Below are 20337 nucleotides of genomic sequence, written 5' to 3' on the forward strand. Positions count from 1 at the left end.
ACTACCCTAGACTGCAGATATCCCTCAGCCTGATGCATTCATACAATAAGCGGAACGACGAATACAATCGATTTAATTCGACGCCCAAAGTAATGCCCTGCGTCCCATATGCATGTTCAGAGTCTTGGTCTCCGTATAATCCTCAACCGCATGGCGTCCCAATTCGCGACCCAATCCCGACTGACGATAACCGCCGAACGGCAGTTCCGAAGCGCCATCCATAAACGTATTCATCCAGATGGTTCCGGCACGCACCCGGCGGCCAACGGTCAGGCATGTATCGAAGTCGCGACTCCACACACCTGCCGACAGGCCGTAATCGATGGAGTTGGCAATCCGGATCGCGTCGTCCATGGTTTCGAATGTTAGCACGGAAAGCACAGGACCAAACACTTCTTCACGGGCAACAGCCATGTCAGGTTGCACAGCGGACAAAATGGTCGGGCTCATATATTGACCCAGCCCCAGATCAAGCGGCGTGCCACCATGGGAAATGGCAGCACCAGCAGACGCAGCATTGCGCACATACGTATCGATCTTGGTCAAATGCTCCGGTGTGATGATCGCGCCGACCTTGGTTAGCGGATCAAGCGGGTCACCAACCCTAACCTTGGCCGAGAGGGCCGCAACACGTTGCGTCACTTCATCGGCAATATCGCGGTGAACGATCAGGCGCGAACCGGCATTGCAGCATTCACCAGCGTTGAAATAGGCACCAAAGACGGCGGCATCGATGAAATCATCCAGATTGGCATCCGGAAAAACGATCTGCGGGTTCTTGCCACCCAGTTCCAGCGAGACTTTCTTCAAGGTCTGGGCCGCATTGGCCATTGTCAGTTTGCCAATAAGGGTCGAACCGGTGAAGGAAACCATGTCGACATCCGGATGGGTGGTCATCGGCGCGCCGACTTCCGCACCGGTTCCGGCGAGGATATTGACGACACCAGCGGGAACGCCAGCCTCCATCAGGATTTCACCGAGAACCAGAGTCGAGCCCGATGTCAGCTCGGACGGTTTGACAACGGCGGTACAGCCGGCAGCCAAGGCAAAAGGCAGCTTCTGGCTGACGATCAGGAACGGGAAATTCCACGGGGTGATGATGGATATGACGCCTATCGCCTCGCGCAAGACCACGCCGAGTGTGCCATCGCCCAACGTATTGTAGCTTTCGCCATGCAGATCGCGGCCAAGCGCGGCGGCATAACGCCAGATATCGACGGCACCACCGAGTTCGCCTTTGGCCTGTGAAATTGGTTTGCCGGATTCGATGCAATCGAGATAGGCCAGTTCGTCAGAACGCGCTGCAATCAGGTCTGCCGCTTTCAACAGGATATTCGAGCGTTCGGCACCGGTCATGCGCGACCATGGGCCATTATCGAAGGCATTGCGCGCAGCGCGGATTGCCCGTTCCGCGTCGGCCTTTGTGCCTGCCTGATAGCGCGAGACAACAACACCATGGCCGGGACTCTTGCGTTCAATCACGCCGCCTTCCGCGCCATTGGTCCATTTGCCATCGATCAGCATCTGGAATTCGCGGACTTTGAAATTGTCGAGCGCTTGTGGCCGCATCAGAACCGTCATTACCATTCTCCCTTGAACACGGGCTCGCGCTTTTCGGCAAAGGCCGAAACACCTTCTTTCAGGTCCGCTGTTTTTGCGACGAGGATCGAGCCAAGAGCTTCAACCGCCGTGCCATTGTCTTCGCCGTTTGCCGACGCAATCATCAATTTTGCCACTTCCACAGCGGCAGGTCCGCGCTTGGCGATCCGTTCCGCATAGGCCTGCGCTGCAGTGACCGCTGCTCCGGTTTCCACCACATGATCAACGATCCCGAGCGATGCGGCTTCGGTAGCACTGAAAATCTCACCCCCCAGCGCCATGCGCCTGATCACCTGCGCACCGAACCGGCGAACAAGGCGCTGTGTTCCTGACCAGCCCGGCACCATGCCCAAACCGGTTTCCGGCAGGCCGATACGGATGTGGGTTTCGGCAATGCGGATATCGGCAGCGGCAGCAAGCTCCAGCCCGCCACCCAGTGCATGGCCATTGAGGGCAGCAATCAGCGGCACGCGCAATGTCGCCAAACGTTCGAATACACGGTGCCCGAAACGCACCCAGGCATGGCCGAATTCATTCGGGGTCATGGCAGCCCAGGCCTTGATATCGCCACCCGCCGAGAAGGCTTTGCCAGCGCCGGTTAGAATGGCCACACGAATATCGGCATTGGCTTCCAGCTCATCGCAGACAGCCGAAAGCTCTTTCAGCATGCCTATATCAAATGCATTGAGTTTTTCCGGACGCGACACGGTGATCGTCGCAACAGGCCCATCGAAACTGACAGTAATGCGAGGCTCAGCCATGGAGCGTCCTTTCCGGTTTCTGCGGCAGCTTCAAACCGAAAGGGCCTTCGGCAAAAAGTTCTGCTGCCATCAACTTCAGGTCACGGGCAACGATGAGCGGGAATTCCGATTGGTCGAGAATTTGGGTCTGAAGGTCGACGCCCGGTGCAATCTCCGTGAGGATAATACCTTCAGGACGCAGAACCATCACGCAGCGCTCAGTCACATAGGTGATATCCTGCCTCTGCTCAACGGCGCGGCGGCCGGAGAATGTGACGTGCTCCACTTCATTGACGAGTTTCTTGAGCTTGCCCTCCTTCTCGATGACAAGCTTGCCATCGGCCACATGAACCTTGGCACCCGCATTGAACATGCCGGAGAAGACGATCTTGCGAGCGCGGGCGGTGATATCGACAAACCCACCTGCGCCTGCGGTGACATGCGGGCGGAAGCTGAGTTTTGAAACGTTCACCGAACCTGTTTTGTCGATCTCGAGGAAGGACAGCAGCGATGCGTCAAAACCCGCACCCTGAAAATAAGTAAACTGGTGCGGCGACGGCACAAAGGCTTCTGCGTTGGAGGCGCAGCCGAAGGCAAAATCCAGCAGCGGAATACCGCCGACCGGCCCCTGCTCGATCACCCATGTCACGGCTCCATGCAATCCTTCTTCAAGCAGGATGCGCGGCACATTAGCCGAGATGCCAAAGCCGAGATTGACAGCACTGCCTGCCTCCAGCTCTGTTGCCACACGGCGGGCGATGACCTTCTGGATATTGAAATCCGGCAAAGCAAAATCCTCCAGAGGATGGAAGATTTCGCCTGATATAGCCGGGTCATAAACCGTCTGTGTCGTCTGCTTCTGATCGGGATCAACAACCACATAATCAACAAGGATACCGGGCACGCGGACATCATGCGGTTTCAGCGAGCCGCTCTTGGTGATGCGTTTGACCTGGGCAATGACGATGCCGCCATTATTGCGCACAGCCAGCGCCTGATCGAAGCCACCGAGATAAGCGCCTTCATGCTCATAAGTCAGGTTGCCGCGTTCATCCGCCGTCGTCGCACGGATGATGGCGACTTGCGGGATAACGGGTTTGAAGAACAGCCATTCCTCGCCCTCGAATTCGATCTTGCGGACAATCGGGTCCTTAGCGGCGGAGGTGTTCATGGCACAACCCTGACGATCCGGATCGACGAATGTATCAAGCCCGACTTTGGTCAACACACCCGGCCGTTTGGCCGCCGCCTCGCGGTGCATGTCGAACAGGATACCCGATGGAATATTGTAGGCAGCGACTTCGTCATTGCCGATCATCTGCCAGATCAGTGGCGGTTCCGCCGTTGATGGGCCGGAAGGGTAGGAACCACCGAGAATACGTTTGAGCAAGCCTTTTTTAGCGATATAATCGATACCCTTGATCCCGCTCATATCACCAGCTGCGATAGGGTGCAGCGTCGTCAGATCACGCGGATGTCCTGTCGCATCAAACCGCGCGCCGATGGCTTTCAGCATCAGATCGGGACAGCCAAGACCGCTCGACGAGGAGACCGAGACGATCGCCGCGTCAGGGATGAGGTTTGCGGCCTCTTCAGGGGTTATGTGCTTGCTCATTCTGGAATGTCGTTCTCTTAAAGACCTGGGTTGATTTTCTGGACGGTGCCTGTGCTGGCCGCCTCCACCACCGCGAGACCGGTGGCCAACGACCAAACGCCATCTTCACCTGTTGCGGGTGGCTGCCCCTTGCCGAGGATGGCCGCATGAAATTTCGCAATACCTGTCTCATAGAGATTCTTGTGATCGAGCTTCAGCTCAGTCTCACCATCGGCATTGCGCAGGGTGACTGTGCCAACTGGCTTCTGGCTCATGACGTTGCGACCAACAAGGGAACCTTCAGTACCATGCACCTCAAACCCCGTTTCCGCGTATTTGGTGGTAAAACCATCATGGAACTGCGCAATGAGACCCGATTTGAAACGCATGACGCCCATGACACCATCAGCAAGACCAGCCTTGCCAAGACCGCCCTGCTGGGAGGCAGCGACAACTTCCACGGGATCATCGCCCAGCACATAGCGCAGCGTATCCGTGTCGTGCACGGTGATATCAAGAATCACACCGCCACCAGCTTCCGGCTTGTCGAGCCGCCAACCCTGCAGATGCGGCGGAAGATACACGGCGTGAAAGACCCGGGCGGCCAGCGGCTTGCCGATCTTGCCCGCAGCGATTGCATCGCGCATGGCCGTATGGCTGGCGGCATTGCGCAGGTGATGATTTGTGCCCAGCACAACGCCCGCCGCGCGGCAGGCGTCAACCATCGCCTTCGCATCACCAAGGCTCATCGCCAGCGGCTTTTCGCACAGCACATGCTTTCCGGCAGCCGCAGCGCGGAGCACCTGATCCCTGTGCAGTTCATTCGTTGTCGAGATATAGACGGCATCGACATCCTGATCACTGACCAGCGCATCAACAGAGGTAACAGATTTGGCAATGCCATGGTCCGCAGCATATTTTTGACCACGCTCGGAACTGGTGCTCATCACGGAGACGATTTCGCCGCCCTCGGCGCGGATCGCATCGATAACCCACTCATGCGCAATCGTGCTTGCTCCGATCAAACCCCAACGTGTCATGCCATTTTCTCCAGATGATTGTTCTTCACCGGCGCACCGCAACTCTGCCGCACCACGAGACGCACCGATGTCACCAGTGATTCCTGTTCGCTTCCACCCGCATTGATCTGCTTGAGCAAAAGCTGCGCCGCGCGCTGCCCCATGCCCTGCGGGTCGACCGAAACCGTTGTCAGAGCCGGGACAGCAGTCTTTGCCTCGATCACATCATCAAAACCGATGACGCCGAACCCCTTGCCGGGCTCAATGCCAACCGACCGCAAACCGTCGCAGACACCGAAGGCCACCGCATCGTTCAGGCACAGCGCGGCCGTTGCCCTATCGGCAAGCAGCATCATGCGCTCCACAGCAGCAACACCGCCAGCACGGGATGGTGCAGAATGAATGATGAGCGCCTCATCAACAGCAAGACCTGCCTCCTGCAAGGCATCGCGGTAGCCGCGAAGCCGCTCGGCAAAAACCGCTGTATCAAGAAAGCCGCCCATGAAGCCGATACGGCTATGCCCAAGCGAAATCAGATGACGCACGGCGGCCTTGGCGCCCGTATAATTATCGGACAGTAGCGTTGAGACTTTGGCGCCGGGCAGATTGCGAACGACGATCACGACGGGAATGCCGCTATCAATCAATGGCTTGAGGTCGGCAGCCTCCGTACCGCGTGCCGGCGACAGGATCAGACCGGCGATACCGTTTTCGCGCATGGATGCGATGACTTCGCGCTGACGGTCGACGCTTTCACCACTATGGGCGAGAAATTGCACATAGCCTGCGGATTGGACAACCATATCCATCCCCACAGCAAGCTCAGCGAAGAAACTGTTGGTGAGGTCATTGACCACGATGCCGACGATTTTTGAGCGTGACTGCCGCAGATTGGCGGCACCGCGGTTGTAGACATAGCCCAGATCGGCAATGACACTATTGACCTTTTCGCGGGTCTTTTCATTGACCAATGGGCTGCCTTGCAGAACCAGCGACACGGTGGATTTCGACACGCCAGCGGCGTGCGCAATATCCACAACGGTTGTCCGGCTTCGGTTCACAGGCATCCTCCACAATCAGAATATCGATATAATTGGAACGTTCCAAATTTGTCAAGAGAGAATACCAAGAGATATAATCGCGCCAAACAGCGCATTTTTCGTGGGTAATAGTGCATTTTCCAATGATACCACGTGAAGTACGTACAATTTCAACGAAAATAGCCGTCCAATCGGCCAATTTTTCCTACTTGTTTTTTGGAACGTTCCAAATTACAAAGCTCATCGTGTTGAATGGGAGCGATATGATGACCCTTGTTCTGGACCTGCCCACCGCAGATGGTAAGCTTTCAGCCTATCGCCTTTCAGGTGAGCCAACCGCCCGGCCAGCCTCCCCACCAGTCTTCAATCGTATCGCCTATGCAGCCGCCCATGTGGTATCCGATCCGCTAAAGGACAGGACACCATGGGGCTCTCCGGCCATAGATTGGGATGCGACCATGGCGTTTCGCCACCATCTCTGGTCCCTCGGATTCAAGATCGCCGAAGCGATGGACACAGCCCAGCGTGGCATGGGGCTGGACTGGGCTGGCGCGCAGGAACTGATACGTCGTTCGCTTACCGAAGCACGCAGTGTTTCGGGTGCCGATCTTGCTTGTGGTGCTGGAACCGATCAACTGCTACCCGAAAATACCAGCACCCTTGGGGATGTTATTTCTGCTTATGAAACGCAGATCGGTTTTGTTGAAGCGCATGGTGGCCGCGCTGTCATGATGGCAAGCAGGGCTCTCGCCAAAGTGGCAAAATCCGGGGATGATTATCGAAGCGTCTATGGCGAAATCCTGCGCCAGACACAGAATAAGGTCGTGCTGCATTGGCTCGGCGATATGTTTGACGCACAGCTTTCGGGTTATTGGGGCTCCCATGCCTTTGAGGAAGCGCTGGAAACGGTGCTCGCCATAATCACCGACAACAAAGACAAGGTTGAGGGCATCAAGATTTCCCTGCTCGACAACGAAAGAGAGATTGCTTTACGCAAGCGTCTGCCCGAGGGCGTTCTGTGTTTCACTGGCGATGATTTCAACTATGCGGAACTGATTGAAGGGGACGGCGAGAAATATAGCCATGCCCTGCTTGGCATTTTCGATGCAGTCGCGCCGCACGCATCCAAAGCATTGGCTCATTTGGCCAATGGACAAACGCAAGCGTTCCGCGATGTGATCGAGCCCACTGTGCCACTGTCGCGCAAAATCTTTGAAGCACCCACCCAATATTACAAGGCGGGTGTGGTTTTCCTTGCTTGGCTCAACGGTCACCAGAACCATTTCACCATGCCCGCAGGCATGCAGTCGGCGCGCGGTATCGTGCATTACGCCGATATTTTCCGACTGGCCGACCAGGCCAATGTTCTGGACAGGCCAGAGCTTGCGACAGGCCGTATGAAGAGCTTGCTGCAAATCTACGGACTTTAAGTTTTCCGGGCACTTGATCGAAGGAGCCTGCCGGGCGATTGTCTGCGCCGACTCATCCGATCAGGCAGGATTTCCCATGAAGCTTCTTTATCAGACGCACTCGCCCTATGCGCGTAAAGTGCTGGTTGCCATTCATGAGATCGGCCTCGCGGATAGTGTTGAGGTGATCCACCATGAAACCAGCCCGACCCGGCGCAATGAAGACGTCTACGCGCTCAACCCATTGGGCAAGGTCCCGGTGCTCATCGACAATGACGGTCTTGCGCTCTTTGACTCAGTCGTTATCGCTGATTATCTCAGCACGCTGCCCGGTGGAAACGCACTCATCCCCGCAACAGGCAAAGCGCGCTGGGATACTTTGCGGCTGCAGGCAGCGGCGCAGGGTATTGCCGATTCCGGGATTGTGGTGCGATGGGAGACCGAGCGGCGGCCGGAACCCGTACGCTGGGCAACCATGCGCGATGCTCAACTGCAAAAAATTATCGCGGCCTGCGACTTTGCCGAAAAGGAAGCAGCGCTTGAGGGTCTGCCGCTTATTGGTGAGATCGCGTTGGCAACAACTTTGAACTGGGTCGAATTCCGCGGCATTTATCCGTTCATAGAGAAGCGTCCACGCCTTGCCGCATGGTATGCGGAATTCTGCCAGCGACCATCCATGCAGGCGACATCTTTCTCCGGCGAAACCCACGACTGATAGAAAAGCGTTCAGCCACCAAGAAAAGAAGCAAGCTTGTTCAACGTGGAACGGCACCCGGTTTCATTGTCTTCGGGCCGGATACCCCGGGGAATATCGTTACACGCTATGGTAATCTGCGAGCCACCGTCCGTCGGCTCCATCGTCGTTGTCATCAGCATTTCGCCCGCATAGGCCGGATCATCCGATTCAAACCGGACCGCCCATACGATCTTGCTGGCAGGTACCAGAGCCACAAAGCGGACGTCAAAAGTATCAATATTGTCCAACGTCTTGCCGCGTGGCAGCCCCTCATCCTCGGGGTAAACGAGTGACATACGTAGAGACCCGCCTTCGCGCCCATCAAAATCATGGACAATGCCATGCATGGAGCCGGGCGGAAGCCATACGGCAAGGGCGTCAGGATCTGTGAAAGCACCGTAAACGGCCTCACAGGACGCCTTCATTGCCTTGGATACAACTGTGCTCGAAGTATCGCTCATGTCCCCATCATAGCCGATTGGCGGTAAAATTCCAATCTGGCTCTATCGATGCGGTTGCTCAAAGAAAAAGGGGATGGCGCGCGAGCACCATCCCCTTTTTCATCGGATAGCAAAGCTTACTTGTTCCAGCTCTTGACCAGCTCATCATAATTGATGGTCTGGGGCTTTTCCTTTTCATTGGCGATCTTCAGCTGAGGTGCGAGATGACCGTTCTTGACGGCATCGGCATTCCAGTAGGCAAGATCATGCTCTTCGGCCAGTTTCGGACCGATATCGCCCTGCACGCCCGACTTTTCGATGCGGCCCATGACCTTTTCCTGCTCGGCGCAGAGAGAGTCCATGGCGGCCTGCGCCGTCTTGGCACCGGATGATGCATCGCCAACAGCCTGCCACCAAAGCTGTGCCAGCTTCGGATAATCAGGAACATTGGTACCTGTCGGTGACCACTGAACACGGGCTGGCGAGCGATAGAACTCGATCAGACCGCCGAGCTGCGGCGCACGCTTGGTGAAGCTCTTGTCCTTGATCGTCGATTCACGAATGAAGGTGAGGCCGATCTGGCTCTTCTTCACGTCAACCGTCTTCGAAGTGACGAACTGTGCGTAGAGCCAGGCGGCCTTGGCACGGTCTGTTGGTGTCGACTTCATCAGGGTCCATGAACCCACGTCCTGATAGCCGAGCTTCATGCCGTCTTTCCAGTAAACGCCATGCGGCGAAGGAGCCATGCGCCACTTTGGCGTGCCGTCGTCGTTCATGACAGGCAGACCCGGCTTGACCATGTCGGCGGTGAAAGCGGTGTACCAGAAAATCTGCTGCGCGACATTGCCCTGCGCCGGTACGGGACCGGATTCAGAGAAGGTCATGCCCTGTGCTTCCGGCGGTGCATAGGCCTTCAACCAGTCGAGATATTTCTGGATTGAGTAAACCGCTGCTGGTCCGTTGGTATCGCCGCCACGGGCCACGCAGGAACCGACTGGCTGGGACTTCTCGTTGACCTTGATGCCCCATTCATCCACAGGCAGACCGTTTGGCAGGCCCTTATCGCCATTGCCGGCCATGGAGAGCCAAGCATCAGTAAAGCGCCAACCGAGTGACGGGTCTTTTTTGCCATAGTCCATATGGCCGTAAACCTTCTTGCCGCCGACGTCGCGGCCAGTGAAGAACTCAGCAATATCCTCATAGGCAGACCAGTTGACCGGAACACCGAGTTCGTAGCCATATTTCGCCTTGAAGTCGGCCTTGTTCTTTTCGTCGTTGAACCAGTCGTAGCGGAACCAGTAAAGGTTGGCGAACTGCTGATCAGGAAGCTGATAAAGCTTCTTGTCCGGCGCTGTCGTGAACTTGGTGCCGATGAAGTCATCAATGTCGAGACCGGGATTGGTCACGTCCTTGCCTTCGCTTGCCATAAAGTCGGTCAGGTTGCGGACCTGCTGATAGCGCCAGTGGGTGCCGATCAGATCGCTATCATTGACCCAGCCGTCATAAAGGTTCTGGCCGGTCTGCATCTGCGTCTGGATCTTTTCAACAACGTCACCTTCCTGGATCACGTCATGCGTGACCTTGATGCCGGTGATAGCCGTGAACGCCGGTGCAAGCACCTGCGATTCATACTGGTGCGTGGTCAGCGATTCCGAGACGACCTTGATTTCCATGCCTGCAAAAGGCTTGGCCGCGTCGATGAACCACTGCATTTCCTTTTCCTGACCAGCGCGGTCAAGCGTGGAAACATCGCCAATTTCCTTGTCGAGGAATTTCTTGGCGTCATCGATCCCGGCATAGGCAGAGCCTGCACCGAGCAACAGCGCCAGTGCTGTTGTTGTCGTTAGTATTCGCGTTCGCATTGAAGTCCTCCCAGAGTTGCGATTGCTGGAACAACCGGATGATACCGGCTGTCCTGTTTCAACATGGCGTTTTGCCCGGAATTGTCCTTCGATTCCGGCGCCATATCATTTCCTACACGAAGCGGAATACGCCGACGGCGTAGACCACGGAGAGAGCCAAAGCCCACCACAGGTTGGGACCAACCAGCCCCAGCCAGGCGAGATGAATGAATGCGCTGCCAAGCAACGACACAAACAGGCGGTCGCCGCGCGTGGTTTCAAAGCGCAGGATGCCAACACGCGGATTGCCACCGGGAGAGACATATTCCCACACGGCCATGCCGATCAGCAGTGCCAGAATTGTCAGGAAGAACAGCGCTGTCGGCAGCGTCCATGCCATCCACGAGAAGTTCATGATATTTTCCTTGAAGCCGGAGCGACAAGCGCTCCGCGCAAATCTGCATAGGCCACGGTTTTCATCAGCCCTGCCAGATGGTGAAAGGCATGCCAGTGGGCAATGCCGGAGGGGTCATTGAGTTCGGCTTTCAAATCGTCCCAATCCTCTCCCACACTGGATTGAACGGGTTCAGGCTTCTCGTCGTTAAAGACATCATGGAAGTACACCCGCCAATACTGTTCCTTCTCAAGCGGTATTTCCGAAACACCCTGCGCGATAAGGGAAGCGAACAGCTTCGCGGTCGCTTCCTGCAACTCGACGATTGGAATACTCTTGAGTTCTGCCATTACACGCTCTCCCGGGCGGAACACTTCGCCGTGATCTTGCGCAGGGCATATTGCTGCATAGTCGTGCTAAGCAGCAACGTCGTCACAAATATGTAAATCGTCCAGAAAGGGTTCATGACAAGTCCCTCGCCGCGATGAAACTACCTTGCAGATCAGCGTAAGCCACCGCCTTCATCAATCCGGATAGATGATCAAAAGCATGCCAAAAAATGGTTGTTGTCTCTGGTATTTGACCCGCAACCTCTGAACGCAGGTCCTCCCAATCATCCCACACGTCACCCATCGTGGGGCTTGGTGGGCCATCAAGGGCAAACGCGTCCGCAGCAAAAACAGACCAATACTGATTCTGTGTCACAGGAATCCGCTCAATACGAGCTTGCTCGAGAAGGTCGAACAACCTGTTGGTCAACCCCTTCAATTCACTCAACTCGATCGAGTTTCCAGCATTCATCACACCCTCCCCAGGGCAAAGCCCTTGGCGATATAATTGCGCACGAAATAGATAACGATAGCGCCGGGGATCAGGGTCAATACACCTGCCGCCGCTAGAAGACCCCAGTCCATGCCCGATGCGGAAACAGTGCGGGTCATGGTTGCTGCGATTGGCTTGGCATCTGTTGTGGTCAGGGTGCGGGCAATCAGCAGTTCCACCCATGAGAACATGAAGCAGAAGAAGGCTGCCACACCGATACCGCTCGCGATCATCGGGATAAAAATCTTCACGAAAAAGCGTGGGAAGGAATAGCCGTCAATATAGGCTGTTTCATCGATTTCTTTCGGCACGCCCGACATGAAACCTTCCAGAATCCAGACAGCGAGCGGCACGTTAAACAGACAGTGGGCCAACGCAACGGCGATATGCGTGTCGATCAATCCGAAGGCGGAATAGAGCTGGAAGAATGGCAGGGCAAACACCGCTGGCGGTGCCATGCGATTGGTGAGCAGCCAGAAGAACAGATGCTTGTCGCCAAGGAAACGATAACGCGAGAAGGCATAGGCCGCAGGAAGCGCCACCAGCACTGAAATCACCATGTTCATCACCACGTAGATGATGGAATTGATGTAGCCGCGATACCATGCCGGATCGGTGAAGATGATGGCGTAATTGTTCAGTGTCGGGTTCTGTGGCCACAGGGTGAAACTGTTGAGAATCTCCTGATTGGTCTTGAAGCTCATATTGACGAGCCAATAGATCGGCAGCAGCAGGAAGATGATATAGATCGTTGGTATCAGCCACCAGAATTTGGATTCATCGCCGCGCTTGCGCATCTTGCGCGCCAATGCCTTGTCAATCTTTGCCTGTTCGGGGCTGGCCGTTGCCGTGCGGGCGAGTGTTTCGTTTTGCACGCTCATATCAGCGCTCCGCATCATAGTTGGTCATGATCGTATAGAAGACCCATGACAGAAGAAGAATGATCAGGAAGTAGACAATGGACATGGCCGCTGCCGGTCCAAGATCGAACTGGCCAATAGCAATTTTTACAAGATCGATGGACAGGAACGTGGTGGAGTTGCCTGGACCGCCGCCCGTTACCACGAATGGCTCGGTATAGATCATGAAGCTGTCCATAAAGCGCAGAAGCACGGCGATCAGCAGAACGCGGTTCATCTTTGGCAGCTGGATGTAACGGAACACGGCCCAGCGCGATGCGCCATCAATCTTCGCAGCCTGATAGAAAGCATCGGGGATCGAGACAAGACCGGCATAGCAAAGCAGCACGACAAGACTTGTCCAGTGCCAGACATCCATCAGGATGACCGTGAACCACGCATGCAGCGGGTTTTGCACGTAGTTGTAGTTGATCCCGAGGCTTTCAAGCGTATGACCGAGAAGACCAATATCAACGCGGCCAAACACCTGCCAGATCGTGCCAACCACATTCCACGGAATGAGCAACGGCAGCGCCATCAGCACGAGACATACCGGAACACCAAGACCCTTGCGCGGCATATTCAGCGCAATGATGATGCCAAGCGGAATCTCAATGGCGAGAATAATAAATGAGAATACCAGATTGCGGAAAAGCGCCGAGTGAAAGCGCTCTGACTGCAGGATTTCCGTGAACCATTCTGTACCGGCCCAGAAGAACTGGTTGTTGCCGAACGTATCCTGCACCGAATAGTTGACCACGGTCATCAGCGGGATGACGGCTGAAAAAGCCACAAGCAGAAGCATGGGCAGAACCATGAACCATGCTTTGTTGTTCCATGTTTTTTCCATGGTTCAGTTTCCCCCGACGCGCCAGGAATCGGCGTAGATGTTGATGCCCTTCGGATCGAATGCAATATGCGGATCGGCAGGAATGGATTCGCCCTCAGCAACGATGACCGCGATGTCCTGATTTTCCAGCTTGGTACGCACGATCTTGTGGCGACCAATATCCTCGACCTTGGCGATGGTGACAGGCATGCCCTCGCGGCCGAGCCTGATATATTCAGGGCGGATACCGAGTTCGATCTTCTTGGCGTCCGCAGGCATAGCCGGTGATGGCAATGCAATCTTGTGGCTACCCACCTGCGCGGTATCACCGGCCAGTTGAACCGGCATGACATTCATGCCGGGCGAGCCGATGAAATAGCCGACGAATGTATGTTTTGGCCGCTCAAACAGCTCTTCCGGTGTGCCGATCTGCACGATCTCACCGTCATACATGACGACAACTTTCTGGGCGAAGGTGAGCGCCTCGGTCTGATCGTGGGTAACGTAAACCATGGTGTAGCCAAAACGCTGATGCAACTGCTTCAGCTGCGAGCGCAACACCCATTTCATGTGCGGGTCGATAACTGTCAAAGGTTCGTCAAACAGAATGGCATTGACGTCGGAACGCACAAGACCGCGTCCCAGCGAAATCTTCTGTTTCTGGTCAGCCGTGAGGCCGCGTGCCTTCTTGTTGGTCCAGCTGGCGAGATCGATCATCTCCAGCGTCTCGCGCACCTTGCGGTCAATCTCGGCCTCCGGCACGCCGCGATTGCGCAGCGGAAAGGCCAGATTGTCGTAAACCGTCATGGTGTCGTAAATAACAGGGAACTGGAAGACCTGCGCAATATTGCGTTCCTGCGTCGACAGGTTGGTCACATCCTGCCCGTTGAACAGCAATTGGCCGTGCGATGGATGGATCAGGCCGGAAATGATGTTGAGCAGTGTGGTCTTGCCACAGCCTGAAGGGCCGAGCAGCGCATAGGCACCGCCATCCTCCCAGGAATGATGCACCTCACGCAAGGCATAGTCCTTATCCGACTTCGGATTGGGACCATAGGCGTGGCGAATATGGTTGAGATCAATGCGCGCCATGATTTTCCCCTATGCCGCCAGCTTCTGGCGACGGGTAACAGATTGCCCACTCGCGTCGAAGATCATCAGGTTGCGCGGATCGATGAAGATATCGATGACTTCATCGGGTGTGTAGATGTGGATGCCGTGGGTCAGCATGGTCCAGCGTGCATCGGCAAAGGACAGGTGCACAAAGCTTTCAGAACCGGTGATCTCCGTAGCGGTGACGATGGCCTTGAGCGCAATTTCATCGGCATTGCGCCGGCTGGTTCCCACATGGTGCGGCTGGAACCCAACCGTATAGGTGCCATCGGCAATCTCGCCGAGATTGGACGGAACCGGCATGGCCACACCGCCTTCCAGCTGGAATGCCTTGCCGATCTTGGCAAGTGCAATGGTATTGAGCGGCGGATCGGCAAAAGTCTGTGCGGTGATCAGATCATCCGGTTTACGGAATACATCGATGGTCGGGCCAAACTGGGTGATACGGCCTTCTGAGAGCGTCGCCGTGTTGCCGCCGAGAAGCAGCGCCTCGTGCGGCTCCGTGGTCGCATAGACAAAGATCGTACCGGCTTCGGCAAAAATCTTCGGTAGTTCCTGCCGCAACTCTTCGCGCAGCTTGTAATCGAGATTGGCAAGCGGCTCATCAAGCAGCACAAGCTTGGCATTTTTGACGATGGCACGAGCCAATGCGGTGCGCTGCTGCTGCCCGCCCGAAAGGCTAAGCGGCGTACGGTCAAGATAGGGTGTCAGCTTGAGAAGCTCAGCAGCTTTGCGCACTTCCCGGTCAATCGTTGCCTTGTCGACACCGGCAACGCGCATGGGCGAAGCAATGTTCTCATAAACAGTGAAGGCCGGATAATTGATGAACTGCTGATAGACCATGGCGACCGAGCGCTTTTGCACGGGAACGCCGGTGACATCCTTGCCATCGAACCAGATGGAGCCTGAGGTTGGAACATCAAGACCCGCCATGATGCGCATGAGACTGGTTTTCCCTGATAGGGTCGGTCCCAGCAGAACATTCAGCGTGGCGTGTTGAAGCTCAAGCGAAATATTGTCGAGATGGGTTTTACCACCCACCACCTTGGACACATTCCGCAGTTCCAGCATCTCAATCCTCCCTGGGGCAAAAGGCCTCCTGCCTCTTTGTCCCGCCTTCCCAATCACTTCATTACCCTGCCGGAGCAGTGCAATGTCTATTCAGCCGCCACCTTGCCCCGCCGATCAACTGCGCCGTCCATGAAACGGTCGAGCGCAGCAGCTTCGTCGGCGGAAAGATGCAATCCCATTTTCGTCCGGCGCCAGAGCACATCCTGTGCATTGACCGCCCACTCATGCGCGATCTGGTAGCGCACTTCGGCCTCGTACAAATCCGCACCGAAAAGCTGGCCAAGATCAGCCAATGACGTCGCTTTGCCCAATAGAATACGCGCCTTGGTGCCATAAAGCCGGAACAGGCGACGAGCATGACGCGCATCTAGGAACGGATAATCCGCCTTCAGCTTTTGCAATTCGGTGTCGAATGCAGTTGCCGGAAAGTCACCGCCCGGAAGCGTTCCGGTGGCCGTCCAGGGCTTACCCTTCTTGCCGATCTGTTCTTCGATCTTTTCCAGCATGTGTTCGGACAACCGGCGATATGTGGTGATCTTGCCGCCGAATATATTGAGAAGCGGTGCCTTGCCATCTGGCGCATCCGTTTTCAAAACGTAATCGCGGGTGGCTTCCTGTGCCTTCGATGCGCCGTCATCATAGAGGGGACGCACGCCGGAATAGGTCCAGACCACATCGTCGCGCTTCACCGGCTCTACGAAATATTCGCTGGCGGCAGCGCAGAGATAATCAATCTCGGCATCAGTGATTTTCACCTCGGCCGGATTGCCGTGATAATCCTGATCCGTCGTGCCGATGAGCGTGAAATCCTGCTCATAGGGAATGGCAAAGATGATACGGCCATCGGTGTTCTGGAAGAAATAGGCGCGGGGATCGTCAAACTTCTTGCGCACAACGATATGGCTGCCCTGAACAAGGCGGACATTATGGGCATCATTAATGCCCACGACTCCAGTCAGAACTTCATCAACCCAAGGGCCAGCCGCATTGACAACAAGGCGCGAGCGAACCTCTTCGGTAGCACCCGTCAGCATATCCTGAACTGTCAATGTCCAGCTATCAGCGTCACGATGCGCTGATATAACCTTCGAACGCGTATGAATGACAGCACCGCGATCGGCGGCATCACGGGCATTCAGCGCAACGAAGCGCGCATCATTGACCCAGCAATCGGAATATTCAAAAGCCTTGGTATAGAGTGACTTCAGTGGCTTGGCTGCCGGATCGCGGGTCATATCAAGGGTGCGGGTCGCAGGCAGTTTCTTGCGGCCGCCAATGTGATCATAAAGAAACAGACCGAGGCGAAGCAGCCAGGCCGGGCGCAGCCCCGCATGGTGCGGCAGGACAAAGCGCATCGGCCAGATAATGTGCGGCGCAGCAGCCCACAGCACCTCGCGCTCCATCAGCGATTCACGGACCAGACGGAACTCGTAATATTCGAGATATCGCAGACCGCCATGAATAAGCTTGGTGGAACCGGATGACGTGCCACTGGCCAGATCATTCATCTCTGCGAGGAAAACGGAATAGCCACGGCCAACCGCATCCCGGGCAATGCCGCATCCATTGATGCCGCCGCCGATCACGAAGACGTCGTAGATCTTGTCCGTTGCCAATGCCCATGCTCCCCATTTCGCAACGCACCATTTCCTCGCAATTGCGAAAGAGATATGGATTAATTACGAAAGCAATACGAAACTAAAAGGAACTATAACGCGCATCACCCGACGACACAAGAGGCAGATCAGACCGAAGTTTCGATCAGCCTGACGTCCGCTTCCGCACAAATAGCGCGGATGGCTTCGCTTTCGCATCGGTCTGTGATGAAGGTGTTGACCTGCGACAGATGCCCCATACGGACCGGCGCTGTCCGCTCGAATTTGGTGGAATCAGAAACCAGAATCACATGCCGGGCATTGGCCATAATCGCCTGCGCCACCTTGACCTCGCGGAAATCGAAATCGAGCAACGCCCCGTCATGATCGATTGCGGACGTACCGATGACAGCGAAATCCACTTTGAACTGGCGGATGAAATCCACTGCAGCCTCACCCACAATTCCGCCGTCTGACCCACGCACAACCCCGCCCGCGATGACCACCTCAATATCGGGGTAAACACGTAACCGATTGGCAACATTGATATTATTCGTAATAACCATCAAGCCTTTGCGATCCAGCAACGCCTGCCCCACCGCCTCGGTCGTCGTCCCGATATTAACGAACAGCGAGGCATTATCAGGGATAAGGGCAGCGGCGGCGCGGCCAATGGCTTCCTTCTCGCTGGCTGCAATCAGACGTCGTGCCTCATATTCAAGATTCTGGATGCCCGAAGGAAACAGCGCACCCCCATGGATGCGGCTCAGAAGCCGCTGATCACACAGATCATTCAGATCCTTACGGATGGTCTGGGGTGTAACGTTGAAATGAACGGCAAGATCATCCACCAGCACGCGGCCATGTTCTTTGGCCATTTCCAGAATTTCGGCGTGTCTGGGCGGCAGGAACATGGACGTAGCTTTCATTTTCGTTTTTCTGCACGCTATACGAAAACGAAAATGAACATATGTCAATCAGCGAAAAACGAAGCTGGCTTAAATACCGGATATTTGAATGGTCTTGGACGTCAACGGCGGGCGGCAATTCTTGCGTTTTGTGGTGGGCTGATTTTCAACTTGCAAACGACAGGCAGAAAATTTTCTGACAACTGTGTCGGTATCGGTGATTCCGGTTCGTCCTAGCAACAATCATCAGGCACAAGGGGTGCCGGACTTACAGGGGACATGATTATGGAAACGACAGGACAGGCAACAGTGATCTCGAACAAGGCATTATGGGGAGGCTGGATTCTCAGTGGCCTTGTTATCGCATTTCTGATTTTCGACTTTGGCATCAAGCTGGTACCGTTCGATATCGTGCTCAAATCTTTGGCGGAACTGGGTTATCCCGACACAGCAGCCATGGGACGCGGGCTGGGTATTCTGCTGATGATCTGCACGGTGCTTTACGCCATTCCGCGCACCTCAATTCTCGGTGCCATTTTGCTGACTGGTTATCTTGGGGGAGCCATTGCCACACAATTGCGTGTCGGCAACCCACTGTTCAGCCATTTGCTGTTCGGCGTGTATCTCGGCCTCATGGTCTGGGGCGGGCTCTATCTGCGCGATCCGCGCGTTCGCGCCCTCATTCCGTTCCGCGCATCGGATGATTAAACGAATACAGTGATCTGACCGCCGGAAACCGGCGGTCAGAAAGCCGTTACTAGCGGGTGGAACGCAGCGACAACTGCGTTGCACCGGCAGCAACGTTGAGGCCCTGGGTCGCTTCGGCGCTGAAAGGTTGGAGGCCAAAATTCTTCGACGTTCCGCCAACAAGAGCATTAGCGCCTAATCCAACGCCGATGGAGGCACCAGCCGTCACACCCACGTAATTGCCCGCAAGGGCACCGTCGCCTGCCCGGTTACCGGCGGCTGTGTAAACAATCCACTGCAGGTAGGATTTCTTGGTGATGCCGATATCCACCCCCAGCTTGCCGATACGCCCGGTATATTTATCAACGGAACCATTGGTCCGCGTGAACTTGCATTGCACCGCCTTACTTGAACCTATGAGCATTCCGACGCCGCCATCAACCGCGCAGGACAGGGTACCGAGACGCGTCTTGGGGCCGCTCGCGGTGTGAGCCTGCTGTTTGCTCTTATGATGAGGCGCTGCGTAAGCAGTTGCACCAAAAGCCATCGAAATGGCAGCGGCCATCAGAATCAGTTTTTTCATGATATGTCCTTGTTTCGTTACGGCCCGGCTCTCTGAAATTGCCGTCGAAGCCTGCAAAGAAACGTGTGCCGACTTGAATGGTTCCGGAAAGTCAATTCATAGGGCGGTCGGCTACGAAATCCAGAAAGGCGCGCAGAGCAGGAGCCATCTGACGGCGGCTTGGATAATAAAGATAGAATCCGGGGAATGTTGGCGTCCACTCCTGCAACAGTTGGACCAGTTTGCCGCTGGCGACCAGATCCCTGATATCATGAGCGAAGAGATAGCCAATACCCACCCCGTCGGCGACAATGCGAGGTGTCATTCCGGGCTCGTTCACCATCAATGGGCCATTGACCGCAATCTGTAATTTCTCATCGCCGCGCTCGAACTCCCAGCGATACAGGCTGCCATCCGTGGGCCAGCGATAATTCAGACACCGGTGCTGCAAGAGATCGCGCGGCGTCAGCGGCGTTCCGAACCGCTCCAGATAATCAGGGGTCGCCACGACCATCATTTCCTGATCAGCGCTCAACCTGACCGCGATCATGTCCATCTCCAGCTTTTCGCCGAGCCTGACGCCCGCATCGAAGCCCTCAGCAACGATATCCACCAGACGTTCATCGACCACAATATCCATGACAATATCGGGAAAGGCCGCAAGGAACGGACCAACCAACGGCGCAAGATAGTGGATGGCGGCCAGACGCATTGTGTTGATCCGCAATGTACCTGAGGGAACATCTTTTGCAGCCACCAGTTCCGCAACGGCTGTATCGAGCGCTGTCAGTGCAGGAAGAAGTCGTATCAAGAATTTCTCGCCGGCTTCACTCGGCCGGACGCTGCGCGTTGTTCGATGCAGTAAACGGATGCCGAGACGTTCCTCCATGTTGCGGATTGTCTGGCTAAGGGCAGAGGCCGATACACCAAGATGGGCAGCGGCGCGCGCAAAACTGCCGTGCTCGACGATGGCGGCGAACGCCCGCAATTCAGCATGCTCATTTCCACGCATTATACCACCTTTCCTAAACAACCCCTT

Annotated in this window: 21 protein-coding genes; 3 read left to right on the plus strand and 18 right to left on the minus strand. The window is 55.7% G+C overall.

Going from position 1 to position 20337, the window contains the following annotated elements; translation table 11 throughout:
- Positions 1–72 precede the first annotated feature (72 nt).
- The 5 genes from BLU05_RS07840 to BLU05_RS07860 are packed head-to-tail and all read right to left on the minus strand — an operon-like array spanning position 73 to position 6013.
- The gene (locus BLU05_RS07840) at positions 73–1581 is read right to left on the minus strand and encodes an aldehyde dehydrogenase family protein (RefSeq protein ID WP_091879061.1); all 1509 of its coding nucleotides are present in this window, start codon (positions 1579–1581) and stop codon (positions 73–75) included.
- The gene (locus BLU05_RS07845) at positions 1581–2360 is read right to left on the minus strand and encodes an enoyl-CoA hydratase/isomerase family protein (protein WP_091879062.1); all 780 of its coding nucleotides are present in this window, start codon (positions 2358–2360) and stop codon (positions 1581–1583) included. Before BLU05_RS07845 ends, BLU05_RS07840 begins: the two co-directional genes overlap by 1 nt.
- Positions 2353–3954, minus strand: a complete 1602-nt coding sequence (locus tag BLU05_RS07850; protein ID WP_091879064.1) for an acyl CoA:acetate/3-ketoacid CoA transferase — start codon at positions 3952–3954, stop codon at positions 2353–2355. The genes BLU05_RS07845 and BLU05_RS07850 overlap by 8 nt, the downstream gene beginning before the upstream one ends.
- Before the next feature lie 17 nt (positions 3955–3971).
- Complete coding sequence (locus tag BLU05_RS07855; RefSeq protein WP_091879065.1) at positions 3972–4973, minus strand: Gfo/Idh/MocA family protein; 1002 nt, start codon at positions 4971–4973, stop codon at positions 3972–3974.
- Positions 4970–6013: a LacI family DNA-binding transcriptional regulator gene (locus BLU05_RS07860; RefSeq protein ID WP_091880155.1), complete on the minus strand. Its 1044-nt coding sequence runs from the start codon at positions 6011–6013 to the stop codon at positions 4970–4972. Before BLU05_RS07860 ends, BLU05_RS07855 begins: the two co-directional genes overlap by 4 nt.
- Positions 6014–6258: 245 nt before the next feature.
- On the opposite strand from BLU05_RS07860, the gene BLU05_RS07865 reads away from it, so the two are divergent.
- Positions 6259–7422, plus strand: coding sequence for a dihydrodipicolinate synthase family protein (locus BLU05_RS07865; RefSeq protein ID WP_091879067.1), 1164 nt, complete (start codon positions 6259–6261; stop codon positions 7420–7422).
- Positions 7423–7498: 76 nt separating this feature from the next.
- Entirely contained in the window at positions 7499–8116 is a 618-nt protein-coding gene (locus BLU05_RS07870; protein ID WP_091879068.1) for a glutathione S-transferase family protein, read from the plus strand.
- An 11-nt stretch (positions 8117–8127) separates the two neighbouring features.
- Here BLU05_RS07870 and BLU05_RS07875 read toward each other — a convergent pair whose 3' ends face one another.
- The 11 genes from BLU05_RS07875 to BLU05_RS07925 form a co-directional block, all read right to left on the minus strand.
- A complete protein-coding gene (locus BLU05_RS07875; protein WP_091879069.1) occupies positions 8128–8598 on the minus strand; it encodes an SRPBCC domain-containing protein in 471 nt (156 codons plus the stop codon).
- 116 nt (positions 8599–8714) lie between these two features.
- Positions 8715–10439, minus strand: a complete 1725-nt coding sequence (locus tag BLU05_RS07880; protein ID WP_091879071.1) for an ABC transporter substrate-binding protein — start codon at positions 10437–10439, stop codon at positions 8715–8717.
- 112 nt (positions 10440–10551) lie between these two features.
- Positions 10552–10833, minus strand: coding sequence for a DUF2160 domain-containing protein (locus tag BLU05_RS07885; RefSeq protein ID WP_091879073.1), 282 nt, complete (start codon positions 10831–10833; stop codon positions 10552–10554).
- Complete coding sequence (locus BLU05_RS07890) at positions 10830–11162, minus strand: hypothetical protein (RefSeq protein WP_091879074.1); 333 nt, start codon at positions 11160–11162, stop codon at positions 10830–10832. Before BLU05_RS07890 ends, BLU05_RS07885 begins: the two co-directional genes overlap by 4 nt.
- A gap of 112 nt (positions 11163–11274) precedes the next feature.
- Positions 11275–11613 carry a hypothetical protein gene (locus BLU05_RS07895; RefSeq protein ID WP_091879076.1) on the minus strand — a complete coding sequence of 113 codons (339 nt, stop codon included), beginning with the start codon at positions 11611–11613 and terminating at the stop codon, positions 11275–11277.
- A complete protein-coding gene (locus BLU05_RS07900; RefSeq protein WP_091880156.1) occupies positions 11613–12431 on the minus strand; it encodes a carbohydrate ABC transporter permease in 819 nt (272 codons plus the stop codon). The genes BLU05_RS07895 and BLU05_RS07900 overlap by 1 nt, the downstream gene beginning before the upstream one ends.
- Positions 12432–12516: 85 nt before the next feature.
- Entirely contained in the window at positions 12517–13383 is an 867-nt protein-coding gene (locus BLU05_RS07905; RefSeq protein ID WP_091879077.1) for a carbohydrate ABC transporter permease, read from the minus strand.
- Between the two features lie 3 nt (positions 13384–13386).
- Entirely contained in the window at positions 13387–14454 is a 1068-nt protein-coding gene (locus tag BLU05_RS07910; protein WP_091879079.1) for an ABC transporter ATP-binding protein, read from the minus strand.
- 9 nt (positions 14455–14463) lie between these two features.
- Positions 14464–15546 carry an ABC transporter ATP-binding protein gene (locus BLU05_RS07915; RefSeq protein WP_091879080.1) on the minus strand — a complete coding sequence of 361 codons (1083 nt, stop codon included), beginning with the start codon at positions 15544–15546 and terminating at the stop codon, positions 14464–14466.
- 86 nt (positions 15547–15632) lie between these two features.
- Complete coding sequence (glpD, locus tag BLU05_RS07920) at positions 15633–17162, minus strand: glycerol-3-phosphate dehydrogenase (RefSeq protein WP_091879082.1); 1530 nt, start codon at positions 17160–17162, stop codon at positions 15633–15635.
- 128 nt (positions 17163–17290) lie between these two features.
- A complete protein-coding gene (locus tag BLU05_RS07925; protein WP_091879083.1) occupies positions 17291–18055 on the minus strand; it encodes a DeoR/GlpR family DNA-binding transcription regulator in 765 nt (254 codons plus the stop codon).
- 279 nt (positions 18056–18334) lie between these two features.
- On the opposite strand from BLU05_RS07925, the gene BLU05_RS07930 reads away from it, so the two are divergent.
- Positions 18335–18757, plus strand: coding sequence for a DoxX family protein (locus BLU05_RS07930; RefSeq protein ID WP_091880158.1), 423 nt, complete (start codon positions 18335–18337; stop codon positions 18755–18757).
- Between the two features lie 49 nt (positions 18758–18806).
- Here the strand turns inward: BLU05_RS07930 and BLU05_RS07935 are convergent, their stop codons facing one another.
- Both BLU05_RS07935 and BLU05_RS07940 read right to left on the minus strand, forming a co-directional pair.
- The gene (locus BLU05_RS07935) at positions 18807–19319 is read right to left on the minus strand and encodes a DUF992 domain-containing protein (RefSeq protein WP_091879085.1); all 513 of its coding nucleotides are present in this window, start codon (positions 19317–19319) and stop codon (positions 18807–18809) included.
- Between the two features lie 91 nt (positions 19320–19410).
- The gene (locus BLU05_RS07940) at positions 19411–20310 is read right to left on the minus strand and encodes a LysR family transcriptional regulator (protein ID WP_091879086.1); all 900 of its coding nucleotides are present in this window, start codon (positions 20308–20310) and stop codon (positions 19411–19413) included.
- Between the last annotated feature and the right edge of the window lie 27 nt (positions 20311–20337).

Origin of the sequence: Phyllobacterium sp. OV277 (genome assembly GCF_900104355.1) — a bacterium.
Lineage (GTDB): Bacteria > Pseudomonadota > Alphaproteobacteria > Rhizobiales > Rhizobiaceae > Phyllobacterium.

What these genes read in the sequence shown, in the direction of transcription:
- BLU05_RS07840 (WP_091879061.1), bottom strand. Translation starts at nt 1,581, where the DNA reads ATGACGGTTCTGATGCGGCCACAAGCGCTCGACAATTTCAAAGTCCGC.
- BLU05_RS07845 (WP_091879062.1), bottom strand. Translation starts at nt 2,360, where the DNA reads ATGGCTGAGCCTCGCATTACTGTCAGTTTCGATGGGCCTGTTGCGACG.
- BLU05_RS07850 (WP_091879064.1), bottom strand. Translation starts at nt 3,954, where the DNA reads ATGAGCAAGCACATAACCCCTGAAGAGGCCGCAAACCTCATCCCTGAC.
- BLU05_RS07855 (WP_091879065.1), bottom strand. Translation starts at nt 4,973, where the DNA reads ATGACACGTTGGGGTTTGATCGGAGCAAGCACGATTGCGCATGAGTGG.
- BLU05_RS07865 (WP_091879067.1), top strand. Translation starts at nt 6,259, where the DNA reads ATGACCCTTGTTCTGGACCTGCCCACCGCAGATGGTAAGCTTTCAGCC.
- BLU05_RS07870 (WP_091879068.1), top strand. Translation starts at nt 7,499, where the DNA reads ATGAAGCTTCTTTATCAGACGCACTCGCCCTATGCGCGTAAAGTGCTG.
- BLU05_RS07875 (WP_091879069.1), bottom strand. Translation starts at nt 8,598, where the DNA reads ATGAGCGATACTTCGAGCACAGTTGTATCCAAGGCAATGAAGGCGTCC.
- BLU05_RS07880 (WP_091879071.1), bottom strand. Translation starts at nt 10,439, where the DNA reads ATGCGAACGCGAATACTAACGACAACAACAGCACTGGCGCTGTTGCTC.
- BLU05_RS07885 (WP_091879073.1), bottom strand. Translation starts at nt 10,833, where the DNA reads ATGAACTTCTCGTGGATGGCATGGACGCTGCCGACAGCGCTGTTCTTC.
- BLU05_RS07890 (WP_091879074.1), bottom strand. Translation starts at nt 11,162, where the DNA reads ATGGCAGAACTCAAGAGTATTCCAATCGTCGAGTTGCAGGAAGCGACC.
- BLU05_RS07895 (WP_091879076.1), bottom strand. Translation starts at nt 11,613, where the DNA reads ATGAATGCTGGAAACTCGATCGAGTTGAGTGAATTGAAGGGGTTGACC.
- BLU05_RS07900 (WP_091880156.1), bottom strand. Translation starts at nt 12,431, where the DNA reads ATGCGCAAGCGCGGCGATGAATCCAAATTCTGGTGGCTGATACCAACG.
- BLU05_RS07905 (WP_091879077.1), bottom strand. Translation starts at nt 13,383, where the DNA reads ATGGAAAAAACATGGAACAACAAAGCATGGTTCATGGTTCTGCCCATG.
- BLU05_RS07910 (WP_091879079.1), bottom strand. Translation starts at nt 14,454, where the DNA reads ATGGCGCGCATTGATCTCAACCATATTCGCCACGCCTATGGTCCCAAT.
- BLU05_RS07915 (WP_091879080.1), bottom strand. Translation starts at nt 15,546, where the DNA reads ATGCTGGAACTGCGGAATGTGTCCAAGGTGGTGGGTGGTAAAACCCAT.
- BLU05_RS07925 (WP_091879083.1), bottom strand. Translation starts at nt 18,055, where the DNA reads ATGTTCCTGCCGCCCAGACACGCCGAAATTCTGGAAATGGCCAAAGAA.
- BLU05_RS07930 (WP_091880158.1), top strand. Translation starts at nt 18,335, where the DNA reads ATGGAAACGACAGGACAGGCAACAGTGATCTCGAACAAGGCATTATGG.
- BLU05_RS07935 (WP_091879085.1), bottom strand. Translation starts at nt 19,319, where the DNA reads ATGAAAAAACTGATTCTGATGGCCGCTGCCATTTCGATGGCTTTTGGT.
- BLU05_RS07940 (WP_091879086.1), bottom strand. Translation starts at nt 20,310, where the DNA reads ATGCGTGGAAATGAGCATGCTGAATTGCGGGCGTTCGCCGCCATCGTC.